Origin of the sequence: Agromyces salentinus (assembly GCF_009749395.1) — a bacterium.
Classification (GTDB): Bacteria; Actinomycetota; Actinomycetes; order Actinomycetales; family Microbacteriaceae; genus Agromyces; species Agromyces salentinus.
Genome location: NZ_WBIR01000026.1, coordinates 1 through 13,435, shown reverse-complemented (window position 1 = coordinate 13,435; position 13,435 = coordinate 1). Strand labels below are relative to the sequence as shown.

Genomic DNA, 13,435 nt, shown 5'->3' with positions numbered 1-13,435 from the left:
GCCCGTCGCCGTGTCGATGTCGGCGGCCGCCCGTACGCTCGCACCATGGCCAAACCCGTCTCCGCGTTCCGTTGCACCGAGTGCGGGTGGAGCACCGTCAAGTGGGTGGGCCGCTGCGCCGAGTGCCAGCAGTGGGGCACCGTCGTCGAGGCCTCCGAGCAGACCGGCATCACGCGGGCACTCAAGCCCGTGGCCATCGGCGCGTCGCAGGTCGCGCGCTCGATCACCGAGGTCACCACCGAAGAGCGCGGGCACTGGCCAAGCGGGGTCGGCGAGTTCGACCGGGTGCTGGGCGGCGGCATCGTGCCCGGCGCGGCCATCCTGCTGAGCGGGGAGCCCGGCGTCGGCAAGTCCACCCTCCTGCTCGACGTGGCCGCCCGCGTCGCGGCATCCGGCCGACGCGTGCTCTACGTCAGCGCCGAGGAGTCGGTGGCCCAGGTGCGCCTGCGCGCCGGCCGCACGGGGGCGATGCAGCCCGAGCTCTTCCTCGCCGCCGAGACCGATCTCGCCACCGTCATCGGCCAGGTCGACGCCGTGCAGCCCGAACTGCTCATCGTCGACTCCGTGCAGACCGTCACGAGTTCGCTCAACGACGGCATCGCAGGTCAGCCAGGGCAGGTTCGCGAGGTCGCCTCGACGCTCATCCGCCTCGCGAAGGAGCGGGAGCTCCCCGTGCTGCTCGTCGGGCACGTCACGAAGGACGGCACCATCGCCGGCCCCCGCCTGCTCGAGCACCTCGTCGACGTCGTGTGCCAGTTCGAGGGCGACCGCCAGACCGCGCTGCGCTTCGTGCGCGCCCTGAAGAACCGCTTCGGCCCCACCGACGAGGTCGGCTGCTTCGAGATGACCGGCGACGGCATCAGCGAGGTGCCCGACCCGAGCGGGTTGTTCCTCAGCCGGGGTGCCGGCGTGAGCGGCACGTGCGTGACCGTGGCCCTCGAGGGACGCCGCGCGCTTCCCGTCGAGGTGCAGGCGCTCGTCGTGGCCACGAAGGCGCCGCAGCCCCGCCGCGTCGTCAACGGGGTCGACCCGTCGCGCGTCGCGATGATCCTCGCCGTGCTCGAGCGCCGGGCGGGCCTCCGCCAGATCGGCGAGCACGACGTCTACGTCTCCACGGTCGGCGGGGTCCGCCTGGTCGAGCCAGGCGCAGACCTGGCGATCGCCATCGCCATCGCCTCCGCCATGCGCGACCGAGCGGTGCCGCACGATCTCGCCGCCTTCGGCGAGATCAGCCTCGCCGGCGAGGTGCGTCCGGTGAGCTCGGCGCGACAGCGAGGCAGCGAGGCCCGCCGACTCGGCTACTCGACGATCCTCGACGTCGAGGCCGGCAGCGTGCAGGCCGCCGTCGGCCAGGCGCTCGCCGCGGGCGCGTCGCTTCGCGAGCGCGAGCTCGACGCCGCGTTCTGATCCCGCCCGTTCGGGAGGCTTCAGGCGTCGAGTGCCTTGAGCAGCTCGGCGGGCGCGGCCTGCATCGGGTGCGGTCCGGCGATGTCGAGGAACACGGTCGTGATCGTCGACTCGTAGCGCTTCAGGAACGTGCGAAGCCAGGCCGGACTCTGCAGCCCGACGGCGGGCGGCAGGTTGGCCGGCTTGTTCGCGGCATCGCTGAAGAGCAGGAGCGCCACCTCGCCCGTGTTCGGGTCGCGATACGTCCAGACCTCGCCGCCGTCGAGGGGCTTGTCGCGCGGTCCCGGCTTCACGAGCGGCACGACGGTGTTGCCGTGGCGAAGGGCCAGCGCGACGGCGGCGATGTCCTGCTTCTCGAGCGCGGCGGCGAGCGCCGGCGACGTGAACTCCATCGGCTCGGCGGCCTTGCCCGGCCTGCCCGACTTCTTGCGCTGCGCCATCCCTCAAGCGTACCGAGCGGAAGGGCTGGCATGGCGCGGCGGCCCTCGCTGCGCGTCGGTCGCCGTGCCTGTGGCCTGCCCGCGGGGCGAGACCCAGGTCAGTACAGCTGGAACTGCTTCGACAGGTCGGCCGACTCGTAGCCGTCGACGGAGACCGTCAGGTGGTACGACGCTCCCCCGGACGGCACGGCTTCACGGGCGCCCTCGCAGGTCTCTGGCGTGGACCGCGTGCGGTCCCACACGATCGGTGCCGCGGAGCTCACCGGCGTTCCCGGCTTCAACGACACCTCGGCGTCGACCGGGTCGACGAGGCAGTCGGTCGAGGTCCAGTACTGCTCCTCGCCGCTCTTGATCGTGAAGACCTGGGCCGCGGTGCCGGCGTTCAGCACGCAGACGTTCTTGCCGGTGTTCGTGACCGTGACGCTCAATTGCGGCTGTTCACCGGCCTCGTAGACCGTCTTGTCGGTGACGGGTTCGACGGTGATCTGCTCGGGCGAGCACGGGTCGCCGTCGACCGCGGTGGCCTCGGTCGGGATCGTGGTCGTCTCGGGAGTGCTGGTCGCCGGCGCGGTCGGCTCGGTCTTGGGCTCGCCCTGCGCGCCGCCCGGCCGCACGATGATGAGCACGATCGCGACGACCACGGCGAACAGGCCGATGAGCACGACCAGCCGTCGTCGGCGATAGACCTGCGGCGAGTGCCGTCGTGCCGGTGCCTGATTCGTCGACATGCTCACAGGGTACGACCGGCGGACGAATGCCGGCGGCATCCGCCCGGCGCGCCGAAACGCCCGATGAACGGGAGGTTCACGGCCCGATCAGAGCCGTTTGAGCATGCGCGTGTTGCCGAGGGTGTTCTGCTTGACCCTGGCCAGGTCGAGGAACTCCGCGACACCGTCGTCGTGCGAGCGCACGAGCTCGGCGTACACCTCCGGAGCGACGGTCTCCTCGCCCATGTCCTCGAAGCCGTGCCGCGCGAAGAAGTCCACCTCGAACGTCAGGCAGAACAGCCTGCTCAGGCCGAGCTCACGGGCGTCGGCCTCGAGGCGTTCGACGATCGCGTGCCCGACGCCGTGTCCCAGCCAGTCGTCGGCCACGACGAGGGTGCGCACCTCGCCGAGGTCCTCCCACATGGCGTGCAGCGCGCCGGCGCCGATGATCGTGCCGTCGTCGACGACCTCCGCCACCCGGAACTCCTGGATCGCGCCGTACAGGTCGACGCGCTCCTTTCCGAGCAGGATGCGTCGGGACACGAGCGGTTCCACCAGGGAGATGATCTGGGCGACATCACTCGTGCGCGCCGGGCGCACCCTGTACCGGGTCATCCGTTCATCGTATTCGCCCGGCGCACGTCTGCCGGATTCGGAGATCTGCACGACACGCCGGGCGCCGGCCTCAGCGATGCGGCGTGTCGCCGGGATATCCGAAACGCGCAGACAGGCACGGGCGGGCACGACGAAGGGGCCGGGCCCGAAGGCCCGACCCCGGTCGGTCGAGCGGATGCCGCGGCATCCGCTCGCCGTGGATCAGCTCGCGGCGAGGTCCGGCGTCGCCGGGCCCGTGCCGATGGCCGCGCCCGTGTTGACACCGACGCCGACGGGCAGCGCCCGCTGGGTGGTCGTGAACACGAACTCCCCGTTCTGGAAGTCGACGTGCACGTGGTCGCCGGAGTTGAGCTCTCCGTGCAGGATCCTCTCGGACAGCGCGTCCTCGACCTCGCGCTGCACGGCACGGCGCAGCGGGCGAGCGCCCAGTGCCGGGTCGTAGCCGAGCTCGATGAGCCGCTCCTTGGCCGGGACGGTCAGGTCGACGGTCATGTCGCGGTCGAGCATGCGGTCGCCGAGACGCTTCAGGAAGAGGTCGACGATCTGCAGCAGCTCGGGCTTGGACAGCTGCGGGAAGACGATGATCTCGTCGACGCGGTTCAGGAACTCGGGCTTGAAGTGCTTCTTCAGCTCCTCCTTCACCTTGCCGCGCATGAGGTCGTACCCGGTGCGCGAGTCGCCCTCGAGGGCGAAGCCGACCGGCCCGCTCGAGATGTCCTTCGTACCGAGGTTCGTCGTCATGATGATGACGGTGTTCTTGAAGTCGACCACGCGACCCTGGCCGTCGGTCAGGCGACCCTCTTCGAGGATCTGCAGGAGCGAGTTGAAGATGTCGGGGTGGGCCTTCTCGATCTCGTCGAACAGCACGACCGAGAACGGCTTGCGCCGCACCTTCTCGGTGAGCTGGCCGCCCTCCTCGAAGCCGACGAATCCGGGAGGGGCGCCGAACAGCCGCGAGACGGTGTGCTTCTCGCCGTACTCCGACATGTCGAGCGAGATCATGGCGGCCTCGTCGTCGAAGAGGAACTCGGCGAGCGCCTTCGCGAGCTCGGTCTTGCCGACGCCCGTGGGGCCGGCGAAGATGAACGAACCCGAGGGACGGTGCGGGTCCTTCAGGCCGGCGCGGGTGCGACGGATCGTCTTGGAGAGCGCCGAGATGGCCTCCTCCTGGCCGATGACGCGCTCGTGCAGGGCCTTCTCCATGAAGACGAGGCGCGAGCTCTCCTCTTCGGTGAGCTTGAAGACGGGGATGCCGGTGGCCTGCGCGAGCACCTCGGCGATCAGGCCCTCGTCGACGACGGCGGTCGTCTTGACGTCGCCCGCCTTCCACTGCTTCTCGAGGCGCAGACGCTCGCCGAGGAGGTTCTTCTCCTCGTCGCGGAGCGATGCGGCCTTCTCGAAGTCCTGCTCCTCGATGGCGGTCTCCTTGGCGGCGCGCACCACGGCGATCTTCTCGTCGAACTCGCGCAGCTCGGGCGGGCTCGAGAGGATCGACAGGCGCAGCCGCGCGCCGGCCTCGTCGATCAGGTCGATCGCCTTGTCGGGCAGGAAGCGGTCGCTGATGTACCGGTCGGCGAGGTTCGCCGCCGCGACGATGGCACCGTCGGTGATGGACACCTTGTGGTGGGCCTCGTAGCGGTCGCGCAGCCCCTTGAGGATGTTGATCGCGTGGGGCAGCGAGGGCTCCTGCACCTGGATGGGCTGGAAGCGGCGCTCGAGCGCGGCATCCTTCTCGAAGTGCTTGCGGTACTCGTCGAGCGTGGTGGCGCCGATGGTCTGCAGCTCACCGCGGGCGAGCAGCGGCTTCAGGATGGAGGCGGCGTCGATCGCGCCCTCGGCGGCGCCGGCACCCACGAGGGTGTGGATCTCGTCGATGAAGACGATGATGTCGCCGCGCGTGCGGATCTCCTTGGTCACCTTCTTCAGGCGCTCCTCGAAGTCGCCACGGTACCGGCTGCCGGCGATGAGCGAGCCGAGGTCGAGCGAGTAGAGCTGCTTGTCCTTCAGCGTCTCGGGGACCTCGTTCTTGACGATGGCCTGCGCGAGGCCCTCGACGACGGCGGTCTTGCCGACGCCGGGCTCGCCGATGAGGACGGGGTTGTTCTTGGAACGACGCGAGAGGATCTGCATGACCCGCTCGATTTCCTTCTCGCGCCCGATCACGGGGTCGAGCTTGGACTCGCGCGCGGCCTGCGTGAGGTTGCGGCCGAACTGGTCGAGGATCTGCGAGCCGCCCTGGGGCTGCTGCTGGTCGTTCGCGCCGACCTGCACCTGCTCCTTGCCCTGGTAGCCGGAGAGCAGCTGGATGACCTGCTGGCGCACGCGGTTGAGGTCGGCGCCCAGCTTGACGAGCACCTGGGCTGCGACGCCCTCGCCCTCGCGGATGAGGCCGAGCAGGATGTGCTCGGTGCCGATGTAGTTGTGGCCGAGCTGCAGCGCCTCGCGGAGCGAGAGCTCGAGCACCTTCTTGGCGCGCGGCGTGAACGGGATGTGCCCCGTCGGCTGCTGCTGGCCCTGGCCGATGATGTCCTGCACCTGCTCGCGCACCGCGTCGAGCGAGATGCCGAGCGACTCGAGCGCCTTGGCGGCGACGCCTTCACCCTCGTGGATGAGCCCGAGCAGGATGTGCTCGGTGCCGATGTAGTTGTGGTTGAGCATCTTGGCCTCTTCTTGGGCCAGGACGACGACACGACGGGCTCGGTCGGTGAATCTCTCGAACATGCTCTACTCCTCTCGACCCCAGGGCAGGGGGCGCCGATACATCGAGCGTAAACACTCCGGATGCCCCGTGGGCCGGTGTTCGCCGTGGGCGCACCGCACCGACCCTTGACAGCGAGGCATCCCTCTTCGTACCCTATCGAACATCGATACCATCGTTTTTCGATATGCTGCGGCACTGAGCCGCGCAACCGATGAAGGAGTCACCATGTCCACGACCACCGGCGGCACGCGTCTCGGGCGGAGCGACCGCGTCGGCCTGTACATGACGATCGCGCTCGGCCTGATCGGAATCTGCGCCGCCGCCTGGACGATGGTCGCCAGGCTGGTCGAAGTGCTGCCGGGCACGGATGTCCCGGTGCGGGTGCCGTTCATCGGCGAGACCGCCGACCTTCCCATCGGCCCCGGCGGCGCACCCGTCCCGGTCGCCGTCGATGAGGCGACCGTCATCGTGCCGCAGCCCGCAGCGGCGACCCAGTTCGCGATCGTCGCCGAACCGATCGTGTACGGCGTCGCGATCATCGTGGGCATCACCCTGCTCGGGCTGCTCTGCTGGAACCTCGCCCGGGGACGCGCGTTCACCCGGAGCACGGTGCGCATCATCGGCTGGGGCGGTGGCACGCTGGCCATCGGCTGGGTGGTCGGCAGCCTGTTCACCACGATGTCCGTGAACGGCGCGCTCTCGGCCATCAGCGACTACCAGTACGAGGGCATCACGTTCGGCACGAACTTCGGCGCGATGTTCGGGATCCTCGCGATCGGGGCGATCGGGGCGGCGTTCCAGATCGGCGAACGCCTGCAGCGCGACACCGAAGGCCTCGTCTGATGGCGCCCGCCGAACCCGACGAGACCTCGGACGTCCACTGCCGACTCGACGAACTGCTCGAGGCGCGAGGCATGACCCTCGCCCGGCTGAGCGAACTCGTCGGCGTCACGGTCGTGAACCTCAGCGTGCTGAAGAACGACCGGGCACGCGCCATCCGCTTCTCCACGCTCCAGGCGATCTGCGAGGCCCTCGACTGCGAGATCGGCGAACTGCTGGTGCGGCGGCCGCGCCCGACTACTTGATCGGGACGGTGACCGACTGGTCGCCGACCTCGACGATGAGCGGCTCGGTCGTGGTCACGAACACCGGGCTCCAGAAGATCGTGGTGTGCGGCACGAAGTCCATCGTGCAGACCTGGTCGGCCGGCAGCTCGGCGACGTCGACCGAGACGCGGTTGCCCTCGCCCGCGGGGTCGACCACGTTGACCCGCGTTCCGACGGCCGGGCAGGTCGAGCTGCCCGAGATCGTGACGGCGAGCTGGCCGCCCTGCCCGATCCACTGTGCCGACAGGCCCTCGGTGGCGGTCTCCTCGTCGGCGTGGCCCTCGTCGTCGCCCGTGCCCTCTTCGCCGGCGTGGTCGCTCACGGGCATGCCGGGGAAGTTCTCGATGGGACGAGGACTCGGGTTGCACGCCGAGAGCAGGAAGACGGATGCCACGGCCACGGCCACGACGCCTGCGCGGCGGAGGGTGAGGGAGGAGTGCATGCCGCAATGGTATCGGTTCGACCGCGCTCGGCGCGCGTCGGGGCTAGCATGCGGGCATGAGCAATCTCGAACGCGACCCCATCGAGCTGGTGTGTCCTCCCGAGCACTCGCAGGCGGCCGTGATCCAGGTGCTCACCCCGCGCGACGTGCCGCTCGGCGGGCCGCGGGCCATGAATGTCCGCCGTACGCTGCCCCAGCGTGGCCGCACGACGATCGGCGCCTGGTGCTTCGCCGACCACTACGGGCCCGACGACGTCGCGGCATCCGGCGGCATGGTCGTCCCGCCCCACCCGCACACGGGCCTGCAGACCGTGAGCTGGCTCTTCGAGGGCGAGATCGAGCACCATGACAGCACGGGCAGCGCGGAGTTCGTGCGGCCGGGTGCCGTCAACCTCATGACGGCCGGCCGCGGCATCGCGCATTCGGAGGTCTCGACGCCGACGACGAGCCGCCTCCACGGCGTCCAGCTCTGGGTCGCGCTGCCGGATGCCGCGCGCGGCGTCGCGCCGTTCTTCGAGCATGCCGAGACCGAGCCCGTCGAGGTCGACGACGCGGTCGTGCGCGTCTTCACAGGGGCCCTGCCCGGCGTCGGCGCCGAGGCATCCGTCACCCTCTTCTCGCCGCTCGTCGGCGCCCAGATCGAACTGCCCGCCGGCGGGGAGGCCTGGATCGAGCTCGACCCCGCGTTCGAGCACGGCCTGCTCGTCGACCGCGGGCCCGTCACGGCGACCGTCGCGGCCCTCGAGAGCGAGCTCGATGACGCACCCGCCGATTCCGACCCGCTCACCGTCGCCGGCCACACGTCCCATCTCGCGTGGAGCGAACTCGGCTACCTCGCGCCCGGCCACGAGGGCGTCCGCCTCCGGGCGGACCCGCACTCCCCCGCCCGGATCGTGCTCATCGGGGGCATCCCGTTCGGCGAGGAGCTCGTCATGTGGTGGAACTTCATCGGCCGCAACCACGACGAGATCGCGGAGTTCCGGCGCCAGTGGCAGGCCGACGTCATCGCCAGGGGTGACGGCGACGGGCGCTTCGGCACCGTGTCCGGGTTCGACGGTCCACCGCTGCCGGCGCCCGAGCTTCCGACCGTGCGGTTGAAGCCGCGCAGCTGACGGCCCGTCCGCCCGCGCAGCCTCGCCACGACGAACGGCGCCGCCCCGGATGCTCCGGGACGACGCCGTTCGAGGCATCCGCTCGCTACGGTGCGGGGACCTCCGCTCCCTCACTGCCGGCCCAGAACAGGCCGCGCGCGAGCTGGCTGAACGCCCCGACCGGGTGGGTGCGGAAGTTCAGCGACGTGCCGAACATGAGCACGTTCGACCCGGTCGCCGACTCGGCGCTGACGACCGAGGGCTTGCCCGCGGCATCCGCGATGCTGCGTCCGGGCTGCGTCGATGCCCAGTGACCCGAGATGAACGGGTCGCCGGCGGCGTACGTCTGCTCGACGACGGCGTTCGCACCGAGGCCCGTGTACCAGGTCGCCGGGTAGACGAAGGCGGTGTCCTGCGGATACGTCGACAGCAGTCCGCCGGCGGGGTTCTCGACCGTCACGATGCCGTTCGAGCCGCTGGTGCCCTGCGTCGCCGTCGAGGTGACGAGGCCGAAGGCGTTCGCGAAGCCCGCGATCGCCGTGCCCTTGCCCGCGACGCCCCGGCCGGCCGCCAGGTACTCGGCGACCTCCGCGCGGCCCGTGGCCTGCGCGGCGCTGAACGCCAGGTTGGCGCCGATCCAGAGCACGTCGACGTCGTCGAGCTGCACCTGGCCGCTCGAGAGGTTCGCCGACGTGACCTGCACGAGGTCGTCGAAGCCGAGCTTGCCGAGCGTGACCCGCTCATCCTGGCTGCCCGAGTACGCGACCGTGAGGTCGTCGAGGCCGACGCTCTCCTCGGCGGCGAGACGGGACCCGTCGGATGCGGTGAACGCCACCCCGAGGTCGTCGGCGACGGCGGCCGCGGCGTCGTAGGACGCGGCATCCGGTCCGAGGATCACGGAGCCGTCATCGAAGGCCGACACCGCGATGCCGGCATCGAGCAGCGCGTTGATCGCCTGGTACTCGGCGACGCCCGAGGTCGCGAGTTCGAGGTAGGAGCCCTCGGCCGGGACGGAGCCGGTCGGCCCCGACTCGGAGACCTGCTCGAGTTCGACGTCGAGCGCGGCATCCGTCGTCGACCCGACCTCGTCGACATCGGCGCCCCAGAGGAGCGCGAGGCTCCAGGCGGAGATGTCGTACATGTCGGCGACTCGGTCGGAGATGTCCGAGCCGTCGGCCAGCAGCACGTTCGCCATGCCGCGCAGGGGCTGGTGCATGTCGACCACGTACGAGCCCTCGGCGTACTCGACGCCGTCGGCCGTGAAGGCGCTCCCGGCACGCGAGACCTCGACGCCGTTCGCGATGAGCTGGTCGACGAGGGTCGCGGCATCCGTCACCGAGCGCTGCGTCCCGTCCATCGGGATCACGTAGGCACGGGGGAACTCGGCCGTGTACACGTCGGTCTCGTCCCAGATCTCGGCCCACTGGTTCGGCTCGGGCACGCTCGCCGGGTCGACGTCGGCCGGGGTGACCACGAGCGGCTCGCCCGCGGTGCCTCGGCGGAAGATCTCGATCTGGTTCTCGAGGAGCGTGTCGGCGTTGTTCGCCACGTAGTCGACGGCCGTGTCGATGACGACGCCCGCGACCTCGATGTTGACCTTCGAGTTCGCCTGGTTCGTCGCCGGGTTGTTCGTGCGGCCGAGGGGCAGTTCGACGGTGTTCGTGATGGCGCCCTGGTACGCGACGTACTGCGGCGTGAAGACGGGGGGCCAGTCATCCCAGCCGGAGCGGATGTCGCGGTAGGGGATGTTGATCTTGCCGGTGTTCTCGAGCGTCGCGCTGCCGTCCTCGGCGAGGTAGGTGTTGCCGGGGATGTTCGCGTCGACGACGGCCTGCTCGATCTCCAGCGCCGCGGCGTAGGCGTGCGGCAGGAACAGGTCGTACTCGTAGTTCTCGCCGTGCGGCGGGCCGCAGGGCTCGATCTGGAGCACGCTCGTGTAGCCGTGCAGGTCGATGAAGAAGGTCGGCTGGATGACCCCGGACAGGTCGCGGATGATGCGCGACTCGGGCGTGGCTCCCGTGATCATGTCGCGGTTGGCGTCGAAGCCGTCGGCGTTCGCACGCTGGCCGAGCGCCCGGCCGTCGGGATTGTTCGTCACCGTGAAGTAGAAGCGGTAGTCCTGCAGCAGGTCGCGCACCTCGGGCCACGGGGCGGTCGCCAGGTGCTCGATGTAGTTCAGGACGCCGTCGGTGCCCTCCCACTCGTTGCCGTGGATGTTCGCGTTGAACCAGATCGGGACCTTGTACTGGTTCATCAGGGGCCGGTTCTTCGCGGCGGCGGCGGGGTCGGCCTTGATCTGCTCGCGCCACGCCGTCTGCTTCGCCGTCTGCGCAGGAGTCTCCTTGGCCGTCAGCGTCACGAGGTGGATGTCGCGCCCGAGCACCGACTGCCCGACGACCTGGGCCGAGATGCGGTCGCTCTTGGCCATGAGGCCGTTCAGGAACGGCGCGATCTCGTCGTACGGCGTCACGCCGCGGGCGATCGACGCGTCGGTCGGGTCATCGGGCACGGTCGGCAGCACGGACTGCGACGGGTACTTGGCCGGCGGCTCGACGAGCGAGGAGATCGGCGTGACGATCGGCGAGGCGGACAGCGGCTCGAGCGCTGACGCCGGCGCCGCGCCGACGAGGAGCGTCGCGGCGGTGACCGCGGCGATGCCCGCTCCGGCGATGAGGCGGTGGAACGACATGGTGCTCCGTTTCTGGAGTGTTCGGATGGTGCGGCGTCGGGCGCCGTGCGGGTGTGCAGGGCACCTTCGGCCATCGGCAGTCCGTGTGATGCGGGAATCCTGCGTCCAAGGCGGTACCGACACTCTGTCATGCGACGAGAAGCGCATTCCAGAGCGATTCGTTGCGTCGTGGTCAACTTTGTTGCGCATTTGCTGCACGGGGTCTCCCTCGCCGCAGCACGACATGGCGCCGGGAGCATCGCGGCTTCGCCTGCTCGACCCGCACCGTCATGACGAGGCTACGTGGGCGCGCGTTACGGGCGCGTGACGGACGTGGCCCGTCGCGGCATCCGCTCGCTCCCGTGGGGCGAGGAGTCGCGCCATCAGCTCGCTCCCGCCGGGCGAGGAGTCGCGGCATCCGCTCGTTACTGCAGTGCGGAGGTGAGGCGAGCGAGGTTGTCGAGCACCGTCGAGCGGATGGGCTGGCGCATCCACTCGTCGAGCGTGAGCTCGCGGCTGTCGGCGCGATAACCGTCTTCGACGGCCCGCATCTCCTGCACGAACGAGCGTCCGCGCACGAGGAGCGAGACCTCCATGTTCAGCTCGAACGAGCGGATGTCCATGTTGCTCGACCCGATGACGGCCACGTCGTCGTCGATCGTGAAGTGCTTGGCGTGCAGGATGTACGGCTCCTTGTACATGTAGATCTTGACGCCGGCGCGCAGGAGCGCCTCGTAGTACGAGCGCTGCGCGTGGTAGACGAGGGCCTGGTCGCCGATCTCGGAGACGAACAGCTCGACGTGGATGCCGCGCTGCGTCGCCCCGCTGATGGCCAGGAGCATCGCCTCGTCGGGCACGAAGTACGGGCTCGTGATGATGAGCTTCTCGCGCGCGGCGTAGAGCAGCGCGAGGAAGAGCTTGAGGTTGTTCTGGTTCGGGAACCCGGGACCGCTCGGCACGACCTGGCAGTCGAGATCCTGGGCCTCGCTCGGCTGGTCGAAGGAGTCCGTGATGTCGCGGGTCAGCTCTTCACCCGACTCGAGGTACCAGTCGGTGCGGAAGATCGCGTCGAGGCCCGACACGATCGGCCCCTCGACCCGGACCACGAGTTCCTTCCACTTCAGCCCGCGACGGATGTTGGACCGCTTGTTGTAGCTGCGGTCGATCATGTTCTGCGAGCCCATGAAGGCGACATCCCCGTCGACGACGACGATCTTGCGGTGGTTGCGCAGGTCGAGGCGCTGGTACCTGCCCCGGAACGGCTGCACCGGCAGCATCAGGCGCCAGTCGACGCCCATTGCGGTCAGGCGCCTCAGCGTGCGCCGGTACCCCTTGGAACGCAGGGACGCGATGTGGTCGAGCAGCAGGCGAACCTTGACGCCCCGCTCGACCGCCTCGCCGAGGGCGGCGAAGAACGGCTCGGTCGTGTCGTCGAGCGCGAGGATGTAGAACTCGACGTGCACGTGATGGGTGGCCGCTCGGACCGCTCGGGTCATCTCGTCGAGCGACTCCTGGTAGCCGCCGATGAGGCTGGCGCTGTTCGAGCCGATCAGGGGCATCGACCCGAGGTTGCGGTTTAACTGCACGATGCCTGCGAACCAGGCCGGCCAACTGCTCGAGTCGCTCACGCGCTCGACGCCGTGCGTCGAGTCGCGGATGAACTCGTCGACCTGGGCCTGCTTCTCGCGGCGCTTCTTCGGCAGCTTCGGATTGCCGATGAGCAGGAAGAACAGCACGCCGATGTACGGGATGAAGAAGATCGCGAGCAGCCACGCCATGCCGGCGGTCGGGCGCCGGTTGCGCGGCACGACGATGACCGCGATGACGCGGATGACGAGGTCGATCGCGAGCAGCGCGAACGTCACGATCGTCGCGACCATCGCGGACTCCTCCGACGTCATCGACGTCAGTCGGCGGTGCGCTCGGCGTTGCGCTCAGGGCGACGCGGAAGCCCGAGCTTCGCCCGCTCTTCGGCCTCGATCTGCGCGTACGCCGCACGCTCGGTGCGGTCGGCGCGGAGGATCGCGCGCATCACGAACCAGAAGATGAGTCCGATGAGCACCGTCGGCGCGAGCGACCAGATCGCATTCGCCCAGAAATCGTTCATAGTGCCACCAGACTACGGGGTTTCGCTGCGAAGCTCCCGCGCGCCCGTGCTCGCTGGTGCTCTCGCGCTGCGGCGCTGGCGCGCTGGCGCACCCGCACGCCGGGGCGGCGGGCGCCGCGCACCGCGTGCCCGCGCACCGCGCACCGCGTGC

At 69.8% G+C, this 13,435-nt stretch carries 12 protein-coding genes; 4 read left to right on the top strand and 8 right to left on the bottom strand.

Annotated elements, in window-relative coordinates:
- The first annotated feature begins 45 nt into the window (after window positions 1-45).
- Window positions 46-1,407, top strand: coding sequence for a DNA repair protein RadA (radA, locus tag GQQ95_RS18090; protein ID WP_157429010.1), 1,362 nt, complete (start codon window positions 46-48; stop codon window positions 1,405-1,407).
- A gap of 20 nt (window positions 1,408-1,427) precedes the next feature.
- Here radA and GQQ95_RS18085 read toward each other — a convergent pair whose 3' ends face one another.
- The 4 genes from GQQ95_RS18085 to GQQ95_RS18070 all read right to left on the bottom strand — a co-directional run bounded on the left by GQQ95_RS18085 (window position 1,428) and on the right by GQQ95_RS18070 (window position 5,890).
- Window positions 1,428-1,847: a dehydrogenase gene (locus GQQ95_RS18085; RefSeq protein WP_157429009.1), complete on the bottom strand. Its 420-nt coding sequence runs from the start codon at window positions 1,845-1,847 to the stop codon at window positions 1,428-1,430.
- A 98-nt stretch (window positions 1,848-1,945) separates the two neighbouring features.
- Window positions 1,946-2,575, bottom strand: a complete 630-nt coding sequence (locus GQQ95_RS18080; RefSeq protein WP_157429008.1) for a hypothetical protein — start codon at window positions 2,573-2,575, stop codon at window positions 1,946-1,948.
- An 87-nt stretch (window positions 2,576-2,662) separates the two neighbouring features.
- Window positions 2,663-3,169 carry an amino-acid N-acetyltransferase gene (locus GQQ95_RS18075; RefSeq protein WP_157429007.1) on the bottom strand — a complete coding sequence of 169 codons (507 nt, stop codon included), beginning with the start codon at window positions 3,167-3,169 and terminating at the stop codon, window positions 2,663-2,665.
- A 201-nt stretch (window positions 3,170-3,370) separates the two neighbouring features.
- On the bottom strand, window positions 3,371-5,890 hold the full coding sequence (locus GQQ95_RS18070) for an ATP-dependent Clp protease ATP-binding subunit (protein ID WP_157429006.1): 2,520 nt from the start codon (window positions 5,888-5,890) through the stop codon (window positions 3,371-3,373).
- A gap of 205 nt (window positions 5,891-6,095) precedes the next feature.
- On the opposite strand from GQQ95_RS18070, the gene GQQ95_RS18065 reads away from it, so the two are divergent.
- Together GQQ95_RS18065 and GQQ95_RS18060 are read left to right on the top strand one after the other, a co-directional pair.
- Window positions 6,096-6,713, top strand: coding sequence for a hypothetical protein (locus GQQ95_RS18065; protein ID WP_157429005.1), 618 nt, complete (start codon window positions 6,096-6,098; stop codon window positions 6,711-6,713).
- Window positions 6,713-6,955: a helix-turn-helix domain-containing protein gene (locus tag GQQ95_RS18060; RefSeq protein ID WP_157429004.1), complete on the top strand. Its 243-nt coding sequence runs from the start codon at window positions 6,713-6,715 to the stop codon at window positions 6,953-6,955. Before GQQ95_RS18065 ends, GQQ95_RS18060 begins: the two co-directional genes overlap by 1 nt.
- Here the strand turns inward: GQQ95_RS18060 and GQQ95_RS18055 are convergent.
- Window positions 6,948-7,418: a hypothetical protein gene (locus GQQ95_RS18055; RefSeq protein ID WP_157429003.1), complete on the bottom strand. Its 471-nt coding sequence runs from the start codon at window positions 7,416-7,418 to the stop codon at window positions 6,948-6,950. The genes GQQ95_RS18060 and GQQ95_RS18055 overlap by 8 nt on opposite strands.
- Before the next feature lie 56 nt (window positions 7,419-7,474).
- On the opposite strand from GQQ95_RS18055, the gene GQQ95_RS18050 reads away from it, so the two are divergent.
- Window positions 7,475-8,530 carry a pirin family protein gene (locus GQQ95_RS18050; protein ID WP_157429002.1) on the top strand — a complete coding sequence of 352 codons (1,056 nt, stop codon included), beginning with the start codon at window positions 7,475-7,477 and terminating at the stop codon, window positions 8,528-8,530.
- A gap of 85 nt (window positions 8,531-8,615) precedes the next feature.
- On the opposite strand, the gene GQQ95_RS18045 is transcribed toward GQQ95_RS18050, so the two are convergent.
- The 3 genes from GQQ95_RS18045 to GQQ95_RS18035 all read right to left on the bottom strand — a co-directional run bounded on the left by GQQ95_RS18045 (window position 8,616) and on the right by GQQ95_RS18035 (window position 13,284).
- A complete protein-coding gene (locus tag GQQ95_RS18045) occupies window positions 8,616-11,198 on the bottom strand; it encodes a M14 family zinc carboxypeptidase (protein ID WP_170297120.1) in 2,583 nt (860 codons plus the stop codon).
- A 404-nt stretch (window positions 11,199-11,602) separates the two neighbouring features.
- Window positions 11,603-13,057, bottom strand: coding sequence for a cardiolipin synthase (cls, locus tag GQQ95_RS18040; protein ID WP_157429000.1), 1,455 nt, complete (start codon window positions 13,055-13,057; stop codon window positions 11,603-11,605).
- A gap of 26 nt (window positions 13,058-13,083) precedes the next feature.
- Window positions 13,084-13,284 (bottom strand): hypothetical protein, encoded by a 201-nt coding sequence (locus GQQ95_RS18035; protein ID WP_157428999.1) that lies wholly within the window; start codon window positions 13,282-13,284, stop codon window positions 13,084-13,086.
- Between the last annotated feature and the right edge of the window lie 151 nt (window positions 13,285-13,435).

Bases quoted from the DNA above. Each gene is read 5' to 3' on its own strand.
- radA (WP_157429010.1), top strand. From the start codon at position 46: ATGGCCAAACCCGTCTCCGCGTTCCGTTGCACCGAGTGCGGGTGGAGC.
- GQQ95_RS18085 (WP_157429009.1), bottom strand. From the start codon at position 1,847: ATGGCGCAGCGCAAGAAGTCGGGCAGGCCGGGCAAGGCCGCCGAGCCG.
- GQQ95_RS18080 (WP_157429008.1), bottom strand. From the start codon at position 2,575: ATGTCGACGAATCAGGCACCGGCACGACGGCACTCGCCGCAGGTCTAT.
- GQQ95_RS18075 (WP_157429007.1), bottom strand. From the start codon at position 3,169: ATGACCCGGTACAGGGTGCGCCCGGCGCGCACGAGTGATGTCGCCCAG.
- GQQ95_RS18070 (WP_157429006.1), bottom strand. From the start codon at position 5,890: ATGTTCGAGAGATTCACCGACCGAGCCCGTCGTGTCGTCGTCCTGGCC.
- GQQ95_RS18065 (WP_157429005.1), top strand. From the start codon at position 6,096: ATGTCCACGACCACCGGCGGCACGCGTCTCGGGCGGAGCGACCGCGTC.
- GQQ95_RS18060 (WP_157429004.1), top strand. From the start codon at position 6,713: ATGGCGCCCGCCGAACCCGACGAGACCTCGGACGTCCACTGCCGACTC.
- GQQ95_RS18055 (WP_157429003.1), bottom strand. From the start codon at position 7,418: ATGCACTCCTCCCTCACCCTCCGCCGCGCAGGCGTCGTGGCCGTGGCC.
- GQQ95_RS18050 (WP_157429002.1), top strand. From the start codon at position 7,475: ATGAGCAATCTCGAACGCGACCCCATCGAGCTGGTGTGTCCTCCCGAG.
- GQQ95_RS18045 (WP_170297120.1), bottom strand. From the start codon at position 11,198: ATGTCGTTCCACCGCCTCATCGCCGGAGCGGGCATCGCCGCGGTCACC.
- cls (WP_157429000.1), bottom strand. From the start codon at position 13,057: ATGGTCGCGACGATCGTGACGTTCGCGCTGCTCGCGATCGACCTCGTC.
- GQQ95_RS18035 (WP_157428999.1), bottom strand. From the start codon at position 13,284: ATGAACGATTTCTGGGCGAATGCGATCTGGTCGCTCGCGCCGACGGTG.